General features: G+C 65.6%; 18 protein-coding genes and 1 pseudogene. 10 read left to right on the top strand and 9 right to left on the bottom strand.

The genetic code is table 11. The features are described from left to right. A partial coding sequence (locus tag AC1DS0_RS29920; RefSeq protein ID WP_476817846.1) for a DNA translocase FtsK occupies positions 1-249 on the top strand: 249 nt, incomplete at its 5' end. A 210-nt stretch (positions 250-459) separates the two neighbouring features. Then, positions 460-1,302: a LolA family protein gene (locus AC1DS0_RS29915; RefSeq protein ID WP_476817845.1), complete on the top strand. Its 843-nt coding sequence runs from the start codon at positions 460-462 to the stop codon at positions 1,300-1,302. 61 nt (positions 1,303-1,363) lie between these two features. On the opposite strand, the gene AC1DS0_RS29910 is transcribed toward AC1DS0_RS29915, so the two are convergent. Further along, positions 1,364-1,999, bottom strand: coding sequence for a DUF1062 domain-containing protein (locus tag AC1DS0_RS29910; RefSeq protein WP_476817847.1), 636 nt, complete (start codon positions 1,997-1,999; stop codon positions 1,364-1,366). Positions 2,000-2,481: 482 nt separating this feature from the next. Here AC1DS0_RS29910 and xth point away from each other — a divergent pair, with 482 nt between their 5' ends. Then, on the top strand, positions 2,482-3,297 hold the full coding sequence (gene xth / locus AC1DS0_RS29905; protein WP_476817844.1) for an exodeoxyribonuclease III: 816 nt from the start codon (positions 2,482-2,484) through the stop codon (positions 3,295-3,297). A gap of 23 nt (positions 3,298-3,320) precedes the next feature. Here xth and AC1DS0_RS29900 read toward each other — a convergent pair whose 3' ends face one another. Then, positions 3,321-3,785, bottom strand: coding sequence for a cyclic nucleotide-binding domain-containing protein (locus AC1DS0_RS29900; protein ID WP_152013257.1), 465 nt, complete (start codon positions 3,783-3,785; stop codon positions 3,321-3,323). Between the two features lie 6 nt (positions 3,786-3,791). Continuing rightward, a complete protein-coding gene (locus AC1DS0_RS29895; RefSeq protein WP_476817843.1) occupies positions 3,792-4,478 on the bottom strand; it encodes a response regulator transcription factor in 687 nt (228 codons plus the stop codon). Between the two features lie 195 nt (positions 4,479-4,673). Between AC1DS0_RS29895 and AC1DS0_RS29890 the strand changes: the two genes are divergently transcribed. Both AC1DS0_RS29890 and AC1DS0_RS29885 read left to right on the top strand, forming a co-directional pair. Then, complete coding sequence (locus tag AC1DS0_RS29890; RefSeq protein ID WP_476817842.1) at positions 4,674-5,228, top strand: L,D-transpeptidase family protein; 555 nt, start codon at positions 4,674-4,676, stop codon at positions 5,226-5,228. 132 nt (positions 5,229-5,360) lie between these two features. Beyond that, positions 5,361-5,738, top strand: a complete 378-nt coding sequence (locus AC1DS0_RS29885; protein WP_476817841.1) for a glyoxalase superfamily protein — start codon at positions 5,361-5,363, stop codon at positions 5,736-5,738. Between the two features lie 123 nt (positions 5,739-5,861). On the opposite strand, the gene AC1DS0_RS29880 is transcribed toward AC1DS0_RS29885, so the two are convergent. Continuing rightward, a complete protein-coding gene (locus AC1DS0_RS29880) occupies positions 5,862-6,527 on the bottom strand; it encodes a YggS family pyridoxal phosphate-dependent enzyme (protein ID WP_476817840.1) in 666 nt (221 codons plus the stop codon). A gap of 114 nt (positions 6,528-6,641) precedes the next feature. Here AC1DS0_RS29880 and leuS point away from each other — a divergent pair, with 114 nt between their 5' ends. Genes leuS through holA form a run of 3 tightly spaced genes read left to right on the top strand, consistent with a single transcriptional unit; the run spans position 6,642 to position 10,825 of the window. Next, entirely contained in the window at positions 6,642-9,266 is a 2,625-nt protein-coding gene (gene leuS, locus AC1DS0_RS29875; RefSeq protein WP_476817839.1) for a leucine--tRNA ligase, read from the top strand. Then, positions 9,253-9,798: an LPS assembly lipoprotein LptE gene (gene lptE, locus AC1DS0_RS29870; protein ID WP_476817838.1), complete on the top strand. Its 546-nt coding sequence runs from the start codon at positions 9,253-9,255 to the stop codon at positions 9,796-9,798. The genes leuS and lptE overlap by 14 nt, the downstream gene beginning before the upstream one ends. 4 nt (positions 9,799-9,802) lie before the next feature. After that, complete coding sequence (holA, locus tag AC1DS0_RS29865; RefSeq protein ID WP_476817837.1) at positions 9,803-10,825, top strand: DNA polymerase III subunit delta; 1,023 nt, start codon at positions 9,803-9,805, stop codon at positions 10,823-10,825. Here holA and AC1DS0_RS29860 read toward each other — a convergent pair whose 3' ends face one another. Genes AC1DS0_RS29860 through mnmE form a run of 5 tightly spaced genes read right to left on the bottom strand, consistent with a single transcriptional unit; the run spans position 10,826 to position 16,466 of the window. Beyond that, positions 10,826-11,707, bottom strand: coding sequence for a ParB/RepB/Spo0J family partition protein (locus AC1DS0_RS29860; RefSeq protein ID WP_152013249.1), 882 nt, complete (start codon positions 11,705-11,707; stop codon positions 10,826-10,828). It lies immediately after the preceding gene. Positions 11,708-11,737: 30 nt separating this feature from the next. Continuing rightward, complete coding sequence (locus tag AC1DS0_RS29855) at positions 11,738-12,565, bottom strand: ParA family protein (RefSeq protein ID WP_476817836.1); 828 nt, start codon at positions 12,563-12,565, stop codon at positions 11,738-11,740. Further along, on the bottom strand, positions 12,565-13,236 hold the full coding sequence (gene rsmG, locus AC1DS0_RS29850; protein WP_476817835.1) for a 16S rRNA (guanine(527)-N(7))-methyltransferase RsmG: 672 nt from the start codon (positions 13,234-13,236) through the stop codon (positions 12,565-12,567). Before rsmG ends, AC1DS0_RS29855 begins: the two co-directional genes overlap by 1 nt. Beyond that, positions 13,223-15,115 carry a tRNA uridine-5-carboxymethylaminomethyl(34) synthesis enzyme MnmG gene (mnmG, locus tag AC1DS0_RS29845; RefSeq protein ID WP_476817834.1) on the bottom strand — a complete coding sequence of 631 codons (1,893 nt, stop codon included), beginning with the start codon at positions 15,113-15,115 and terminating at the stop codon, positions 13,223-13,225. Before mnmG ends, rsmG begins: the two co-directional genes overlap by 14 nt. Before the next feature lie 46 nt (positions 15,116-15,161). Then, positions 15,162-16,466, bottom strand: coding sequence for a tRNA uridine-5-carboxymethylaminomethyl(34) synthesis GTPase MnmE (gene mnmE / locus AC1DS0_RS29840; protein WP_476817833.1), 1,305 nt, complete (start codon positions 16,464-16,466; stop codon positions 15,162-15,164). Positions 16,467-16,507: 41 nt separating this feature from the next. Between mnmE and AC1DS0_RS29835 the strand changes: the two are divergent. Together AC1DS0_RS29835 and AC1DS0_RS29830 are read left to right on the top strand one after the other, a co-directional pair. Next, positions 16,508-16,787 (top strand): annotated as a pseudogene (locus AC1DS0_RS29835) (DUF255 domain-containing protein); the annotation flags it as partial. Positions 16,788-16,803: 16 nt separating this feature from the next. Then, complete coding sequence (locus AC1DS0_RS29830; RefSeq protein WP_476817832.1) at positions 16,804-16,971, top strand: hypothetical protein; 168 nt, start codon at positions 16,804-16,806, stop codon at positions 16,969-16,971. Positions 16,972-17,126: the final 155 nt, after the last annotated feature.

Here is a 17,126-nt window from a genome sequence, read left to right as displayed (position 1 = left end):
GGCGCGGTCTTCGACAAGAGCGCGATGGGCGCCGAGAGCGACGACCCCTATGAGCAGGCGGTCGCGGTGGTCCTGCGCGACAAGAAGGCCTCGACCTCCTACATCCAGCGCCGGCTGCAGATCGGCTACAACCGCGCCGCCTCGATCATGGAGCGGATGGAGAACGAGGGCATCGTCGGCCCCGCCAACCACGCCGGAAAACGAGAGATCCTCGTCGAGACAGGGCGCGCAAGGGAAGACGAGGAGTGACGGGCCATTCCAGCAAAACTGCATAGCGGTCTTGCGTCCGGAATTGCGTGGAAGCACAGCGGCCGGTGCGGCCAAATGGCGCGAAACCGGTCCTGAAAATGCCATCAGCCCGGTGCAACCTCGTTGCCTGCTGACGCGTTGAACCCTTGCCGGCCAGCCTTGGCGGCACGATATTCCGCCAGAAGGCCGCCAACCGGACATCCGAGCTCCATGACCAGTCTCTCGCCCATGCCAGCCCTCGCAGCCGCCGCCCTGGCGCTCGCGCTGGCGTCGGGTCCGGTCTACGCCCAGCCGCTCGACATCAAGMCCTCGGCTCAGCCGCCGGCGCCGCGCACCGCCCAGCGGGCGTTCCCCTTGCCGCCGATCCGGCCGGTGGGCCTTGGCCTGCCGCGCACCGACGCCCCGGCACAGCCCACCGCTGCCGCGCCGGCACCAGCCCCGGCGCAAGAACCTGTCGTCACTGCGAACAACGAGCCGCGCGGGGCTGCTCCCGCCAGGTCGTCCAAGCCGAGTGCGCCCCTGTCAAAGGCTGAGGCTGTCGAGCGGTTGAACACCTACTTCAACAGCTTCTCGACACTGCAGGGCGATTTCATCCAGTTCGCTGCCGATGGCCGCCGCTTCGAAGGCAAGCTCTATATCCAGCGCCCCGGCAAGATGCGCTTCGAGTACCGGCCGCCCGTGACGATGGAGGTCGTCGCCGACGGGACTTCGGTGGCGATCCGCGATCGCAAGCTCGCCACCCAGGATCTCTATTCGATCGGCCAGACGCCGCTGAAGTTCCTGCTCAAGGAGCAGATGAACCTCGAGAAGGACTCGACCGTCACCGGCGTCAGCACCAAGGGTGACATCCTGTCGCTCAAGCTTGAGGACCGTTCGACGCTGGGCGGCACCTCGAAGATCACGCTGAACTTCGACCTCTCCGCCAACGCGCTCCGGCAATGGGTGGTGATCGACCCGCAGGGCTATGAGACCTCGGTCTCGGTCTACAATCTCGACACGCAGCGCCGGCCCGACCAGAAGAACTTCGTGATCAACTACGAGCGCGTGCTCTGAGCCAGGGGCATTGCGTTTCTCGTTGCAGTGAGGGAGCGAGAACCCGCCCCCTCACTCCTGTCTAGCTTGCAGCCCCAGTCGCCCGAAACCGCCAGAACAAGGCGCAGTCGGCCTCGGCCGGCAACTCGAGCACGACGATCGTGCCAGTTCCGACACGCCGTCGCAGGGCGTCCGTGCGATCCGACTTGATCCGAAGCACGCAGCGGTCCTCCAGCGCTTGCAGCCGTGCACGCGATACCGCAAATTCGGACGCCAGCAGGCGATCGAGGCGCAGACTCGTTGGCAGCGGGACGACCAGCGCGATCGCGATGGTCGTCGGGGACTGACTGTCGCGCACGATCTCCTTGGCGATGGCGACATCCGCGAACTCGTCAATGCGCGGCGATGCGCGCCTCAAGGCGCCGAGGTTGAAGGCTTCTGCCGAAGCCCATCGCGGATCGTTGGATTGCAGCGCCGCGAGAATCGCAGGATCGATCTCGCGAACGGCCCTGCGTTCGAACAGCGGCCGGTTCCAGCTTTTGTCGCAATCCGTGCAGTTGTAGATGAGCCAGGCGTCGAGCCTGCGACCATTGGCGTTGAGCCTGATCTTTCCGCTGGATCGAAAGGCTCGTGGCCCGCCACATCCACCGCAGGCGATCCAGGGCTCAGGGGCTGTCTTGGCGGTGATGGTCCATCTGACCTGAAGTGCAGCGCACATGATGTCTTGGTCTTCCTCTCGGAAGTTCACCAAGGCGGCGTGCGAGAAAGCCCGAGCGGGCGCGGTATGGCGATGCTTTAGCGGGTCGCAGAGCAGAAACAGCGAGAGCTGTGCTGGCACAACTGGACAATGCCAAACCGGTCTCGCCACCACCCGACGAACATAGTCGAGGCCGGCAGCGCGGCGCTGTCAGCCTGTACGGGTGAAACTGGATCGAGACCGGATTTACTTAGGCAAAGTCTACCTCGGCGGGACCAACGCTCTGCGCGAGCACCGATAGCAGATGATCGGCTTCGGAGGGAGCCTCACGCGAAACGCCAAGGGAGGAGCTGCTGCATGAGATATTTGTGCAACGTCATGCAGCCCGCGAGGGCAGCTCAACTCGCCCAGTGTGCAGCGCGCGGGGGAGGGCTTGCGCAAAGCCTTGCTTTTCTGGAGCTGGCGACCCAGTTTCCGGCTTCCCTTTCCGCCGGAATCCCTGCGTGCAGCTCTCCGTCACCACCTGGAACATCAACTCGGTGCGCCTGCGCATCGGGATGGTCACCGAGTTCCTCAGGAACCACCAGCCCGACATCCTCTGCCTGCAGGAGACCAAGACGCCGGACGAGCAGTTCCCGGCCAAGGCCTTCACCGAAGCCGGCTATGTCCATCAGGCCTTCATCGGCAACAAGGGCTATAACGGCGTTGCCATCGTCTCCAAGCTGCCCTTCTCCGAGAAGGAGGCAATGGCGATGTGCGAGCGCAACGACGCCCGCCACATGACCGTGGTGCTCGACAAGGGCGCCGGCGCGGCGGCCGGCATCGCCATCCATAATTTCTACATCCCGGCCGGCGGCGACATCGCCGATCCCGACGCCAATCCGAAATTCGCCCACAAGCTGCAATTCCTCGACGCCATCGGCGCCTGGGGTGTCGCCCGCAACCCGGCGGGCCGACCCAGCATTCTCGTCGGCGATCTCAATATCGCCCCCTACGAACACGATGTCTGGAGCCACAAGCAGCTGCTCGACGTCGTCAGCCACACCCCGATCGAGACCACGACGCTGGAGAAGCTGCGCAGCGAGCTCGGCTGGACCGACGCCGCCCGCACGCTCCGGCCGGAGCCCGAGAAGCTCTACAGCTGGTGGAGCTACCGCGCCGCCGACTGGCAGGCCTCGAATCGCGGCCGCCGGCTCGACCATATCTGGCTTTCGGACGCTCTGAAGCCGACGCTGCGCGACCTCACCTTCCTGAGCGAGGCACGCGGCTGGGAACGGCCTTCGGATCATGTTCCGGTGACGGTGCAGCTGGAGCTGTGAGCCACCCGTCATTGTGAGAAGCGTCAGCGCAGATCGATCGCCCTGAGCGCGGTCCCGACTGCGGCCAGCTCGCTGTTGAACGCATGCAGCCGCTCTGCGACCGCCGCTGCGATCGCCTGCGCCGAATCCGGTGATTCGCCGAGCACCCGGCGCATCACGCTGCGCGCGAGGCGCATCACCTGGGTCGGCTCGCGCGCGATCGCCGTCACCGGCCGCTCCAGCGCCGTGAACAATGCGAGCTCGCCGATCAGCGCGCCTGGCCCGACGACCTCATCGGCCGGGCGGCCGTCATCCTCGCGCTTCAGCGCCACCGCGCCGGAGATGATAAGAAAGGCCCCATCCGAGCCCTCTCCACGCCGGAACAGCACGTCTCCGGCCCGCAGGGACCTGGTCTCGGCAGCAAAAGCGAGCAGGCGCAAGGCATCGCGATCCATCAGGCCCAGCAGCGGCTGTCGGGCCAAGAGGGCGATGTCGTCGTTGAGCGACATTCAGGACTACGGATTCAGCCGGTAGCCACCGGCGTCGGTGACGAGCAGGCGCGCATTGGCGGGGTCCGGCTCGATCTTCTGGCGCAGGCGGTAGATATGGGTCTCGAGCGTGTGCGTCGTGACCTGCGAGTTATAGCCCCAGACCTCTTGGAGCAGGGTCTCGCGCGCGATCGGTTTGCGGCCGGCGCGATAGAGGAAGCGCAGGATCGCCGTCTCCTTCTCGGTGAGCTTGGTCTTCGAGCCCTTGGCGCTGACCAGCAGCTTGGAACCGGGGTGAAATGTATACGGCCCAACTTGAAAAATGGCGTCCTCGCTCGCCTCGTATTGCCGCAAATGCGCGCGGATGCGCGCCAGCAGCACGGCGAACTTGAACGGCTTCACCACATAATCGTTGGCGCCGGCTTCCAGCCCGAGCACGGTGTCGGCGTCCGAGCCCTGCCCGGTCAGCATCACCACCGGTCCCTTGAAGCCGTTCTTGCGCATCAGCTTCACCGCCTCGCGGCCATCCATGTCGGGCAGGCCGACATCCATGACCACGAGGTCGATGCGCTCGGCCTGCACGGCCTTCAGGCTCGCCGTCGCGTTCGGCGAGGACGACACCTTGAACTCGTCGTAAAGCGCGAGCTGCTCGGCGAGCGCGTCGCGCAGCATCTGGTCGTCGTCGACCAGCAGGATATGATGGATTGCAGACATGAAGGCGATTCAGCCCGTTTGCGTTGGCGCGACATTAGAGCATGTTCGGCAGAAGTGGGAGCCACCTTTGCGAAGCGCCCGCGGTCCAACATATTGAGTTCAGCGCAGATTCTGACGACCCAGCTCAAGCTGGTCAAACGGAAAGAACGCCGGGTGGCCGGAAACGACCGGCAGATCACGCAAGATGGATGAGCTGTGAAAAGACGTGATGATCGCGCTGCGGCGGGCCGGCGGCTGACGAAACTGGTGGTGGTGCGCTCGGTGCATGATCGCCGCAGGGGCTTCCTCATCGCCGGCTCTGCCGCCTTTCCCTGCGCGCTCGGCCGCTCCGGCATCATCGTCGCCAAACGCGAGGGCGATGGCGGCACGCCGCGGGCGAAGCTGCCCCTGCGCCGGGTCTTCTACCGTGCCGACCGGCTGCCGCGCCCCGCGAGCCTGCTGCCGGTCCGTGCCATCACGCCGCGCGACGCCTGGTGCGACGACCAGACCGACCGGCGCTACAACCGCCTGATCGATCGGCCGCCCGGCGAGGCCGAGGAGCGGCTCGCCCGCGCCGACAATCTCTACGACGTCATCGTCGAGCTCGGCTGGAACGATGCGCCGGTGCAACGCGGCCGCGGCAGCGCGATCTTCTGGCACCTCGCCCGGCCTGGCTTCACCCCCACGGCAGGCTGCGTTGCCGTCACCGGCGACATCTTCGGCAAGGTCCTGCCCAGGCTGGCGCGGCGCTGCACGATCGTGGTGCGCTGACCGCTTGCAAGCCGAGCCCGGCTGGAGATACTGGCTGCCGAGCACCGTCTCATCGATCGATTTCAGGAGCGCCGGATTTGAGCGGGCACCGCCCCGTTCAGGTAAGGCCAGCTCCCAGCAAGAGACTGTGCCATGACTGATTCGCCAATGACCGAGATCGGCTTCGGCCGTGTCGCCGCGATGTTCCCCGTCAAGGACATGGAACGCGCCTGCGCCTTCTATATCGGCGTCCTCGGCTTCACCAAGACCTTCGAGAACGGCCAGCCTGTCGGCTTCATGATCCTCAAGCAGGGCAAGGCCGAGATCCATCTGACCTTGCAGAAAGACCACGAGGCCGCGCCCTTCAACATCGCCCATATCATGGTCGATGATGTCGACGCCTTTCACGAGCTCTGCCACTCTCACGGTCTGCGCATCGTCAAGGGCTTGCGCGACAAGGACTACGGCTTGCGCGCCTTCGTCTTCGAGGACCCTGACGGCAACCGCATCGACGTCGGCCAGCCGATCTAGAGCATTTTCGAGCGAAGTGGGCACCAGTTCGCGTGAAGAAAATGCGATAAAACAAGGAGCTAGAGCGCTTCCGCGTTTCTCCGAATCGCGGAAGTGCTCTAGCGGGCCGACGTCACGGCGTCCTCAACCGCGCGCGCCAAAAATCGCGCTGCCCACCCTGACATGGGTGGCGCCAAGCTGGATCGCCGCCTCGTAATCGGCGCTCATGCCCATCGACAGGATCGCCAGGCCGTTACGCTTGGCGATTTTGCCGAGCAGGGCGAAATGCGGCGAGGGAGGGTCCTCGGCCGGGGGAATGCACATCAGCCCCGCGATCGTCAGGCCGTAGCGGGTCCGGCACAGCTCCAGGAAGGCGTCGGCCTCGCCAGGCAGGATGCCGCCCTTCTGCGGTTCGGCGCCGGTGTTGACCTGGACGATCAGCTGCGGCGCCTTGCCGGCGCGCTCGATCTCGCGCGCGAGCTCCTTGGCGAGGCTCTCGCGGTCGAGCGACTGGATCACGTCGAACAGTGCCACCGCGTCGCGCGCCTTGTTCGACTGCAGCGGTCCGATCATGTGCACCCTGGCCTGCGGGAAGCGCTCGCGCAGCGCCGGCCACTTCTCCTTGGCCTCCTGGACATAGTTCTCGCCGAAATCGATCTGGCCGGCGCCCAAGACCGGCACGATCATCTCCGCCGGCTTGGTCTTGGAGACCGCGATCAGCGTCACGGCCTCCGGCTTGCGGCCGAAATCGCGCGCGGCGCGGCCGATCGCGTCCCGCGTTTCCTGAAGTCTTGCCACGACATCCGACATTTCGCCCGTCCTCGCCTCGTGCGCGCCCGCCAAGCCGTTCCGAACATTGACCCGGCGGCTGCGATGGTGTCCTAGTCCGGCCCAGTCCGCTCACGCAAGAACGACACGATCAGCATGGCCGTCGAACGCTACAATCCGAAGGAAGCCGAGCCGAAATGGCGCAAGGTCTGGGATGAGCGCAAGCTCTTCGAGACCCGTAACGACGATACCCGGCCGCCCTACTATGTACTCGAGATGTTCCCCTATCCGTCGGGGCGCATCCATATGGGCCATGTCCGCAATTATGCGATGGGCGACGTCGTCGCGCGCTACAAGCGCGCCAAGGGCTTCTCGGTGCTGCACCCGATGGGTTGGGACGCGTTCGGCCTGCCGGCGGAGAACGCTGCCAAGGCCAACAAGGTCCATCCGCGCGACTGGACCTATGCCAATATCGCGACCATGCGCAGCCAGCTGCAATCGATGGGCCTGTCGCTCGACTGGAGCCGCGAGCTCGCAACCTGCGACGCCAGCTACTACCAGCACCAGCAGAAGCTCTTCCTCGACTTCCTGAAGGCCGGGCTGGTCGATCGCAAGACCGCCAAGGTCAACTGGGACCCGGTCGACGAGACCGTGCTCGCCAATGAGCAGGTCATCGACGGCCGCGGCTGGCGCTCCGGCGCGCCCGTCGAGCTTCGCGAGCTGACGCAGTGGTTCTTCAAGATCACCGCCTTTGGCGAGGAGCTGAACGACGCGCTGGAAGGCCTGACCCGCTGGCCGGACAAGGTCCGGCTGATGCAGAAGAACTGGATTGGTCGCTCGGAAGGCCTGCTTGTTCGTTTCGCTCTCGAATCGAATGCGCTGAGCCAAAGCGAGATCGAGGTCTACACGACCCGCCCCGACACGCTGTTCGGCGCCAAATTCCTGGCGGTCGCCCCCGACCACCCGCTGGCGAAGGCTGCCGCCGAAACGAATCCGGCGCTGCAGGACTTCATCGTCGAATGCAAGAAGACCGGCACGGCGCAGGAGAACATCGACAAAGCCGAGAAGCAGGGTTTCGACACCGGCCTGCGCGCTGCCCATCCCTTTGATCCCAAATGGACCCTACCGGTCTATGTCGCGAATTTCGTCCTGCTGGAGTACGGCACCGGCGCGATCTTCGGCTGCCCGGCGCATGACCAGCGCGACCTCGATTTCGTCAACAAATATGGGCTCGGCAACACCCCGGTCGTCTGCCCGGAAGGCACCGATCCCGCGAGCTTCGTCATCACCGACATCGCCTATGACGGCGAAGGGCGGATGATCAATTCGCGCTTCCTCGACGGCATGACCATTCCGGAGGCGAAAGAAGAGGTCGCCAGGCGGTTGGAGGCTGAAACCCTCGGCAACCGCCCTGTCGCCCAGCGCAAAATCAATTTCCGCCTGCGCGACTGGGGTATTTCGCGCCAGCGCTATTGGGGCTGCCCGATCCCAATCGTGCATTGCCAGGATTGCGGCGTCGTTCCGGTGCCGGAGCAGGACCTGCCGGTCAAGCTCCCGGACGACGTCTCCTTCGACAAGCCCGGCAACCCGCTCGACCATCATCCGAGCTGGAAGCATGTCGCCTGCCCGCAATGCGGCAAGCCGGCCCGGCGCGAAACCGACACCATGGACACCTTCGTCGATTCGTCCTGGTATTTCGCCCGTTTTACCGACCCTTGGCGCACCGATAGCCCGACGGACCGCAAGGCTGTCGACCGCTTCCTGCCGGTCGACCAGTATATCGGCGGCGTCGAGCACGCGATCCTGCACCTGCTCTATTCGCGCTTCTTCACCCGCGCGATGAAGGCAACCGGCCATACCGGGCTGGACGAGCCCTTCGCCGGCATGTTCACGCAAGGCATGGTCGTGCACGAGACCTACCGGGCTGAGGACGGCGCCTGGGTCGAGCCGGGCAATGTCCGGATCGAGACTGTTGGCAATGAGCGCCGCGGCTTCGACGTCGAGACCGGGGCCCCGATCGAGATCGGCTCGATCGAGAAGATGTCGAAGTCGAAGAAGAATGTCGTCGACCCCGACGACATCATCGCCTCCTACGGCGCCGACACCGCCCGCTGGTTCATGCTCTCCGATTCACCGCCGGATCGCGACGTGATCTGGAGCGATGAGGGCGTCCAGGGCGCAGCCCGTTTCGTGCAGCGGCTCTGGCGCCTGGTCGCCGAGATCGGCGAGCGCGTCGGCGGCCAGCCTGCGCGCCCGGCTTCGTTCTCGGAGCCGGCGCTCGCCCTGCGCAAGGCGAGCCACCGCGCTTTGCACGCTGTCGGCGCCGATATCGAGCGGCTCGCCTTCAATCGCTGCATCGCCCATGTCTACACGCTGACCAATGCCATCGGCAAAGCGCTCGATATGGCCGCCGAATCGGCTGACGTCCCGGCCGACATGGCTTTCGCGCTGCATGAATCCGCCATGATCGCGACGCAGCTTGTCGCGCCGATGATGCCGCATCTGGCCGAGGAGTGCTGGCAGGCGCTGAAGCTTCCGGGCCTCGCCGGCGAAGCGTCCTGGCCGCAGACCGAAACGGATTTGTTACAGGATGACAGCAAGATCCTGCCGGTGCAGGTCAACGGCAAGAAGCGGGCGGAGGTGACGGTGCCCGCCGATGCCGATACGGTGGCGGTCGAGGCGATCGTACGCGCCTCCGAGGCTGTCGCCAGGGCTCTGGAGAACCGGCCGATCCGCAAGGTGATCGTGGTGCCGGGGAGGATCGTGAATGTCGTCGTCTGAGACCGGCACCATGACGCGCCGCCGTCCATTGGCGCTTGCAGCTGCTCTCGGCTTCGCCGCGCTCGTCGGCGGCTGCTTCCAGCCGCTCTATGGCGAGGGCACGGTGAGCAAGGTCGGCGGCAATGTCCGCAACGCCATGCTCGGCATCGACGTCCCGGAGATCAAGGGCCTGGTCGGCCACTATCTGCGCAATGAGCTCGTCTTCGAGTTCGACGGCGGCGGCGCCCCCGACCGGCAGAAGATCCTGAAACTCGAAGCGACGACCAAGGAAACGCTCGAGGTGATCACGGTCGACTACGCCAATGGCCGCGCCGATTCAGCAACCCTGATCGCCACGGTCGATTGGCAGCTCCTGCGTGTCGGCTCGAACGAGGTGGTCGCCTCCGGTCAGAGTGTCGTCCGAGCGCCCTATGAGCGCTCGCAACAACGCTTCGCCTCGCTGCGTGCAGCGCGCGACGCGCAGATTCGCGCCGCCAAGAACCTGGCCCAACTGATCAAGGCCCGCGTCGCCGCTGCGCTCGTCGCCGGCTGAGCCGATGGCGATGATCAAGGCGCATGAGGCGGATCGCGCATTGGCGCGTCCCGACCCCGCCTGGCGTCTCTACCTGTTCTATGGCCCTGATGCCGGCCTGATCTCCGAACGGGCTGCCGCACTCGCACGCAGCAGCGTCGACGACCCGCAGGACGCCTTCCAGCTGATTCGCATGGACGGCGACGACATCGCTTCAGACCCGCTCAAGCTGGTCGACGAGGCCAACACCATCGGCCTGTTCGGTGGGCGTCGCGCCATCCGGGTGTCACCGACCTCGCGCCCGCTCGTCGCAGCCGTCGAGCCCTTGCTGGCAACGCCTTCGCAGGACGCGGTCGTCATCATCGAAGCCGGCGACCTGCAGAAGTCCAATCCGCTGCGCACCGCCTGCGAGCGCGCCAGATCCGCGCTCGCCGTGCCCTGCTATGGCGATGCCGCACGCGATCTCGGCACGATCGTCGACGAGATGGCAAAGGCAGCCGGCAAGAGCATCGATCGGAGCACACGCGACCTTTTGACCAGCCTGCTCGGCGGCGATCGCCAGACCTCGCGCCAGGAGATCGACAAGCTCATCCTCTATGCCGGCAGCGATGCAGCTCTGACGGCCGCCCATGTCGAGGCCATCGTCGGCGATACCGCCCAGCGCGAGCAGGCGGGTGTGGTCGACGCCGTCTTCGCCGGCCGCCTGCCGAGCCTCGATCTTGCCCTCGCCAAGCTCACCGGCGAAGGGCTCGATCAGGGTGTGCTGCTCGGCGCGGTCCTGCGCCATACACTCGCCTTGCTGAAGGCAAAACTCGCCATTGAAGGCGGCAAGCCGGCGCGCGAGGCGGTCGGCGCCATGCGCCTGCCCTATCCACGCATTGCCACGGCGGAAGCGGCGCTCAACGCCTGGCCGACAGCGAAATTGCGCGATGCCGTGACGATTCTGGGAACGGCGATGCTGGCCGTGCGCCGCGACGGCGACATGGCCAAGCCGATCGCGGCCCGGACGCTCTGGACACTCAGCCGGATGGGCGGCAAAGGCCGCTGATCAGGCCTTCAGCCGCCGGCAGAGCGCATCGAGCTGCTCCAGCGTCTTGTAGCTGATCCTCATCTCGCCGCCGCCGCTGGCACGATGCTGGATCGAGACGCTGAGGCCGAGGGCTTCCTCCAGCGCCTTCTCAACCGCACGCGTATCCGGATCCTTCTCCGGCTTCGGCGCTGCCGCCCTGACGGGCTTGTTCTCGCTACGCGCCTCATCCTGGCCGAGCCGCTCGATGTCGCGGACCGTAAGTCCTTCCTCGACAATGCGTTTCGCGACCTGTTCCGGTTCCGAAACGGCGAGCAGCGCGCGGGCATGGCCGGCCGAGACCGAGCCTTCGCCGACCATGCGCTTGACCGGCTCCGGCAGCTTGCTCAGGCGCAGCGTGTTCGCCACATGCGAGCGACTCTTGCCGATCACCTTGGCGAGGTCGTTCTGCGTATAGTCGAATTCGGCGATCAGCCGCTCATAGCCGGCCGCTTCTTCCATCGCATTGAGATCGGCGCGCTGGACGTTCTCGACGATGGCGATTTCGAGCGCCTCGCGATCATTGGCCTCGACCAGGATGACGGGGACGTCATGTAGTTCGGCCCGCTGCGCCGCCCGCCAGCGCCGCTCGCCGGCAATGATCTCGTAGGCATCGATCATGCCCGGGATCGAGCGCACGATGATCGGCTGCAGGATGCCGCGCTCGCGTACCGAGGCTGCAAGATCCTCGAGCTCGGCTTCCGCGAAGGCCTTGCGCGGATTGCGCGCATTCGGGCGCAGGAATTCGACGGGAACCTTGCGCTGTCCGCGCGCCCGTTCGAGCGCGCCGATCTCCTCACCGACATCGCCGATCAACGCAGCCAGACCCCGGCCAAGACGCGAACGCCCCTGTTCCTCGACCATTGCCATTCCTCTTGAACCTTTTCTTACCGATCAGGCGGCGCGCAGCGTGCGCTCGCGCTTGATCACCTCCGAGGCCAGCTTCAGATAGGCCTGCGAACCCGCGCAGCGCAGATCGTAGAGCAGCGCCGGCTTGCCATAGGACGGCGCCTCCGAGATCCGCACATTGCGCGGGATCACGGTCTCGTAGACCTTGTCGCCGAGAAAATCGCGGACATCGGCCATGACCTGGCCGGAGAGATTGTTGCGCGGGTCGTACATGGTCAGCACCACGCCCTGAATGATCAGGCGTGGGTTGAGCCCGGCCCGCACCTGCTCGACCGTCTTGAGCAGCTGGCTGAGGCCTTCCAGCGCGAAGAACTCGCATTGCAACGGCACCAGGACCGCGTCCGCTGCCGTCATCGCGTTGATGGTGATCAGGCTGAGCGAGGGCGGGCAATCGATCAGGATATAGGTCAGATCGCTGCAGCGCTGATCGTGAACCAGCTCGTCGATCGCCTTCTTCAATCGCAGCGCGCGGTCTTTGGCACCGGCGATCTCAAGCTCGACACCCAGAAGGTCGAGCGTTGACGGCGCCAGGAACAAATTGGGAACAGAAGTTGCCTGCATTGCCATGCCCAGGCCGATATCGCCGCAGAGCACGTCGTAGGTCGAGGCCTTGCGGCTCTTCCGATCGACGCCCAGGCCGGTCGAGGCATTACCCTGCGGATCGAGATCGATGATCAGCACTTTCTCGCCGATCGCGGCGAGGGCGGTGCCAAGATTGATCGCGGTCGTGGTCTTGCCGACCCCGCCCTTCTGATTGGCGAGCGCCAGCACGCGCGGACGCGTGGGAATGGAAATAGGCTGAGAATCGGTCATCAATCGGCCCGTTTCTCGGCGCCGCCTATCACCAGGATAGCGGCCGCCGAATCCGTCAAGGATGGAAACGTTGTGGCCTGAATCTTCCAATATTTAGACGCGGCGGTCAATTCCGCATCTAGATGTTGTCCCTTGGGAAAGACTCCCGTCACCCCGGTTCTCAACAGCTCTTTGCACCAGTCGAGCAGCAGCGGCAGCGGCGCCAGCGCCCGCGCCGTCACGGCCTCGACCTTGCCGACAAAGCCGTCGACGACATTCTCGATCCGGGCATTGTGCACTGTGACGGACGAGCCGGTCAGGCGCGCGGCATGGCGCAGGAAGGCGCATTTGCGGGCATTGCTCTCGACCAGGTCGATATGCCCGCCGAGCTCGGCAAGCCGGATGCCCAGTACGAGACCGGGAAAGCCGCCGCCCGAGCCGAGATCGAGCCAGCGCCGTGCCTGCGGCGCATGGTCGAGCAATTGCAAGGAATCGGCGACGTGACGGGTCCAGACCTCGTCCAGCGTCGCGCCCGAGACGAGGTTCTTCGCCTGCTGCCAGCGCTTGAGCTCCGCCACCAGAATGGCGAGGCGCTCCTGTGTTTCACGTGAAACAGGCGTCAAGCGAAAAGCGTGCTGCCTATCGGAGTTATCCGCCTTATCAACAGAACTCACAGGGTCATGCCTCGGCATCCGCCATTCGTGCGGCCTGATGCTTACGCGCATGCGCGGCCAGCAAGGTCAAGGCCGCTGGCGTCATGCCCTCGATCCGGCCCGCCTGCGCCAGATTGCTCGGCCAGGCCGCACGCAGCTTCAGCCGCACCTCGTTCGACAGCCCGGAGATGCCATCAAGATCGAGATCGGTGGGTAGCGCCAGCGCCTGGTCGCGCTGATAAGATTCAATCTCGGCCGCCTGCCGGTCGAGATAAACCGCATAGGTCGCGTCTGCGGCGACACGCGCCCGCACCGTCTCGGAAAAACTTCCGAGGTCGGGCCAGACCCGGAGCAGGGCCTCGAAATCGACAGTCGGGTAGGACAGGATCTGGAAGGCCGAGCGCCTGATCCCGTCGCGATTGAGCTCCAGCCCGGCCGCTGCCGCTTCATTTGGCGAGAGAGAGCGTTCGCGTAAGAGTTCGGTAAGCTTAACGATCTCCGACTGCCGGCTTTCGAAGCCCGCCTCGCGAGCGTGACCGACGACACCGACCCCGATGCCCAGCGGTGTCAGGCGCTCGTCGGCATTGTCGACCCGCAGCGATAGTCGGAACTCGGCGCGCGAAGTGAACATTCGGTACGGCTCCGTAACGCCGCGCGTCACGAGATCGTCGACCATCACCCCGATATAGGATTGCGTACGATCAAGGCTGACCGGTTCGCTGCCGCCGGCGCGGCGGGCGGCATTGAGTCCGGCGAGCAGGCCCTGCGCCGCCGCTTCTTCATAGCCGGTCGTCCCGTTGATCTGGCCGGCGAGGAACAGCCCGGAGACCGCCCGCGTCTCCAATGTCGGCTTCAGCGCGCGTGGATCGACATAATCGTATTCGATCGCATAGCCCGGCCGCAGCATCACGGCGCGCTCAAGGCCCGGGATCGTCTTGAGCAGGCCGAGCTGGACGTCCTCCGGCAGCGAGGTCGAGATCCCGTTCGGATAGACGGTGGGATCGTCGAGACCTTCGGGCTCGAGGAAGATCTGATGGCCGTCACGATCGCCGAAGCGGCCGACCTTGTCCTCGATCGACGGGCAATAGCGCGGTCCGCGCCCTTCGATCTGGCCAGAGAACATCGGCGCCCGATGAAGGTTGGCGCGGATCAGCTCATGCGTCGCCAGCGTCGTCCGCGTCACGCCGCAGCTGATCTGCGGCGTGGTGATCGCCTCGGTCATCGCCGAGAACGGTTCGGGCGGCTCGTCGCCGGGCTGCATCTCCAGGCTGGCCCAGTCGATGGTGCGCCCATCCAGCCGCGGCGGCGTTCCGGTCTTAAGCCGCCCGAGCGGGAAGCCGTGCCGTTCCAGCGTCGCGGAGAGGCCAAGCGAGGGCGCCTCACCGACACGGCCGGCGGGGATCTTTGTCTCACCGATATGGATCAGGCCGCGCAGGAAGGTTCCGGTCGTCAGCACGACCGTTCCGCAGGCGAATCGACGGCCATCCGCAAGCACGACACCGGCGACCTGCTCAGAGATGATCTCAAGGTCGAATGCCTCGCCCTCGATCAGGGTAAGACCATCCTGGGCGGCCAGAGCAGCCTGCACGGCCTGGCGGTAGAGCTTGCGATCGGCCTGGACGCGGGGCCCGCGTACCGCCGGTCCCTTGCGCCGGTTGAGCATGCGGAACTGGATGCCGCCCTGATCAGCGCAGCGGGCCATGATCCCGTCGAGCGCATCAATCTCACGAACGAGATGGCCCTTGCCGAGTCCGCCGATCGCCGGGTTGCAGGACATTGCGCCAACGGTGGCAATCTGCTGGGTGATGAGTGCCGTCCTGGCGCCGGCGCGTGCTGCCGCGGCCGCGGCTTCCGCCCCGGCATGGCCACCGCCCACCACGACGACATCGTAGTGCCCATTCGCCTGTGCATTCAACATGAGCAAATCGCTAGCCAAGGCTGGCGGCGCGGTCAATGAAAACCGCCTATTTGCCGATACAGAAGCCGGAAAACAGGCTGTCCAGCACATCCTCGACATCGACCCTGCCGATCAGCCGCTCCAACGCCCGGACGGCAAGACGCAGCTCCTCCGCAATGAGCTCGGGCTGTTCATGCGGGAGCAGGGCGGTCCGTTCGATCGCAGCTGCGGCATCCGCCACCGCGACGCGTTGGCGTTCGCGGGTGACGAGGGCAGGCTCCGCCTGGCCGAGCTTGCCGAGGCGAGACGCGATGAGCTCGACCAACTCCGGTAGTCCTGCCCCGGTCGTGGCGGACACACCGACCTCGCCGGGCCGAGCACTACCACCAAGATCGAGCTTCGTCGCAACAACGATCTCGGTAGTGCCACTGCCTTTTCGTTCCGGCTCCGAATCGGGCGACCGTAGCCGCAGCACGAGGTCGGCATTGTCAGCCCTCTGGCGGGCGCGCCGCACGCCTTCCGCCTCGATTTCATCGGAACTCTCGCGCAGGCCGGCGGTATCGACCAGAACGACCGGAATACCGCCCAGATCCAGCCTGACCTCGATGGCATCCCGGGTCGTACCGGCGATCGGCGAGACGATCGCGACGTCTCTTCGGGCCATCGCATTGAGCAGGCTCGACTTGCCAGCATTTGGCGGTCCGGCCAGGACTACGACAAAGCCCTCACGCACCCGCTCGCCGGCGGCGAAACTACCGAGCGCTACCCGCAGACTACCAAGAACGCCCTGCGCCCCCGCGACAGCTTCGGCGATCAGCGGCCCGGCGACATCGCCTTCGTCGGAAAAGTCGATCTCGGCTTCGAGCAGCGTCATCGCCTTGATCAAAGCGCTGCGCCATTCAGCGGCCGCCTGGCCGAGCGCGCCTTCCATCTGGCGCAGCGCCTGTCTGCGCTGCCATTCCGTCTCCGAATCGATCAGGTCGGCGAGGCCTTCCACCGCCGCGAGATCGAGCTTGCCGGCCTCGAAGGCGCGGCGGGTGAACTCGCCCGCCTCCGCCAGACGCAAGCCTGGCAGGGCCGCGAGCACCGAGAGCAGCCGCGACAGCACCGCACGCGAGCCGTGGACATGGAGTTCGGCGACGTCCTCGCCGGTAAAGCTTGCAGGCGCCGGAAAGAACAGGACCAGACCGTGGTCGATGATCGCCCCATCGCAATCACGCAGCGGCCGATAGGCGGCCTTGCGCGCTTCAGGGACAGACCCGGCAATCGTTTCGACAACGAATCGGACATCCCTGCCGGAGATGCGAACCACCGCGACGCCAGCGCGTCCGGCGCCGGAGGACAGCGCCACGATCGTCGGAGAGGCTTTCACGGCTCGACCCCGTCAAGGCTGGAGTTCCGTGGACGAACCGCCTGAAGCAAGCCAATCCCAATCTGCTGCTGCACCAGGACAATCCCGTCCACTGGAGGGAGTGGGGCGCAGAGGCCGTCGCGGAAGCACGCGCCAGCAATCGCCCCGTCCTCTTCTCGGTCGGCTACGCCGCCTGCCATTGGTCCCATATCATGGCGCATGAGAGCTTCGAGAACCCCGCTATCGCCGCGGTGATGAACGAGCTCTTGGTGAACATCAAGGCCGATCGCAACGAGCGGCGACATCGCCCATATCTGTATGAGCGCTCTGCACGCTCTTGGCCGCGTGGAAGTGCGTGATGATCTCCGGTCTCGTCCGGGCCGGCGGGATCCCTGGCCGTAAGGACTGGATCGAGCTCGCAGCCGCCGTCTTTCGTTTCGTTGCCGAATCCATGGCGGATAGAAACGGCCTGGCCCATTCCTACCGCGCCGGCGAACAGCACTACTTCGGCCTCGCCAGGCGGTGAAGCATGCATACTGATCGGCACTACCGCCAGGCTGACTCGGGACCGCTGCGGAAGATTCGGGCCGACTCCACCGCGCTGCCGGTCGTACCCGGGCCGACTCATACGATGCCGTACCCAATGCCAGCGGCCTGCCCGAGGATCGCGAGCGAGCTGGC

The organism is Allobosea sp. P4_H5, from assembly GCF_056400825.1.
The sequence above is the reverse complement of the archived record's forward strand: the minus strand, read 5'-3'. Positions and strand labels throughout refer to the sequence as shown.

What these genes read in the sequence shown, in the direction of transcription:
- AC1DS0_RS29900 (WP_152013257.1), bottom strand. Translation starts at nt 3,785, where the DNA reads ATGTCGCTCAACGACGACATCGCCCTCTTGGCCCGACAGCCGCTGCTG.
- AC1DS0_RS29885 (WP_476817841.1), top strand. Translation starts at nt 5,361, where the DNA reads ATGACTGATTCGCCAATGACCGAGATCGGCTTCGGCCGTGTCGCCGCG.
- rsmG (WP_476817835.1), bottom strand. Translation starts at nt 13,236, where the DNA reads ATGCCGAGGCATGACCCTGTGAGTTCTGTTGATAAGGCGGATAACTCC.
- lptE (WP_476817838.1), top strand. Translation starts at nt 9,253, where the DNA reads ATGTCGTCGTCTGAGACCGGCACCATGACGCGCCGCCGTCCATTGGCG.
- AC1DS0_RS29895 (WP_476817843.1), bottom strand. Translation starts at nt 4,478, where the DNA reads ATGTCTGCAATCCATCATATCCTGCTGGTCGACGACGACCAGATGCTG.
- mnmG (WP_476817834.1), bottom strand. Translation starts at nt 15,115, where the DNA reads ATGTTGAATGCACAGGCGAATGGGCACTACGATGTCGTCGTGGTGGGC.
- AC1DS0_RS29910 (WP_476817847.1), bottom strand. Translation starts at nt 1,999, where the DNA reads ATGTGCGCTGCACTTCAGGTCAGATGGACCATCACCGCCAAGACAGCC.
- AC1DS0_RS29880 (WP_476817840.1), bottom strand. Translation starts at nt 6,527, where the DNA reads ATGTCGGATGTCGTGGCAAGACTTCAGGAAACGCGGGACGCGATCGGC.
- AC1DS0_RS29830 (WP_476817832.1), top strand. Translation starts at nt 16,804, where the DNA reads ATGATCTCCGGTCTCGTCCGGGCCGGCGGGATCCCTGGCCGTAAGGAC.
- leuS (WP_476817839.1), top strand. Translation starts at nt 6,642, where the DNA reads ATGGCCGTCGAACGCTACAATCCGAAGGAAGCCGAGCCGAAATGGCGC.
- AC1DS0_RS29855 (WP_476817836.1), bottom strand. Translation starts at nt 12,565, where the DNA reads ATGACCGATTCTCAGCCTATTTCCATTCCCACGCGTCCGCGCGTGCTG.
- holA (WP_476817837.1), top strand. Translation starts at nt 9,803, where the DNA reads ATGGCGATGATCAAGGCGCATGAGGCGGATCGCGCATTGGCGCGTCCC.
- AC1DS0_RS29860 (WP_152013249.1), bottom strand. Translation starts at nt 11,707, where the DNA reads ATGGTCGAGGAACAGGGGCGTTCGCGTCTTGGCCGGGGTCTGGCTGCG.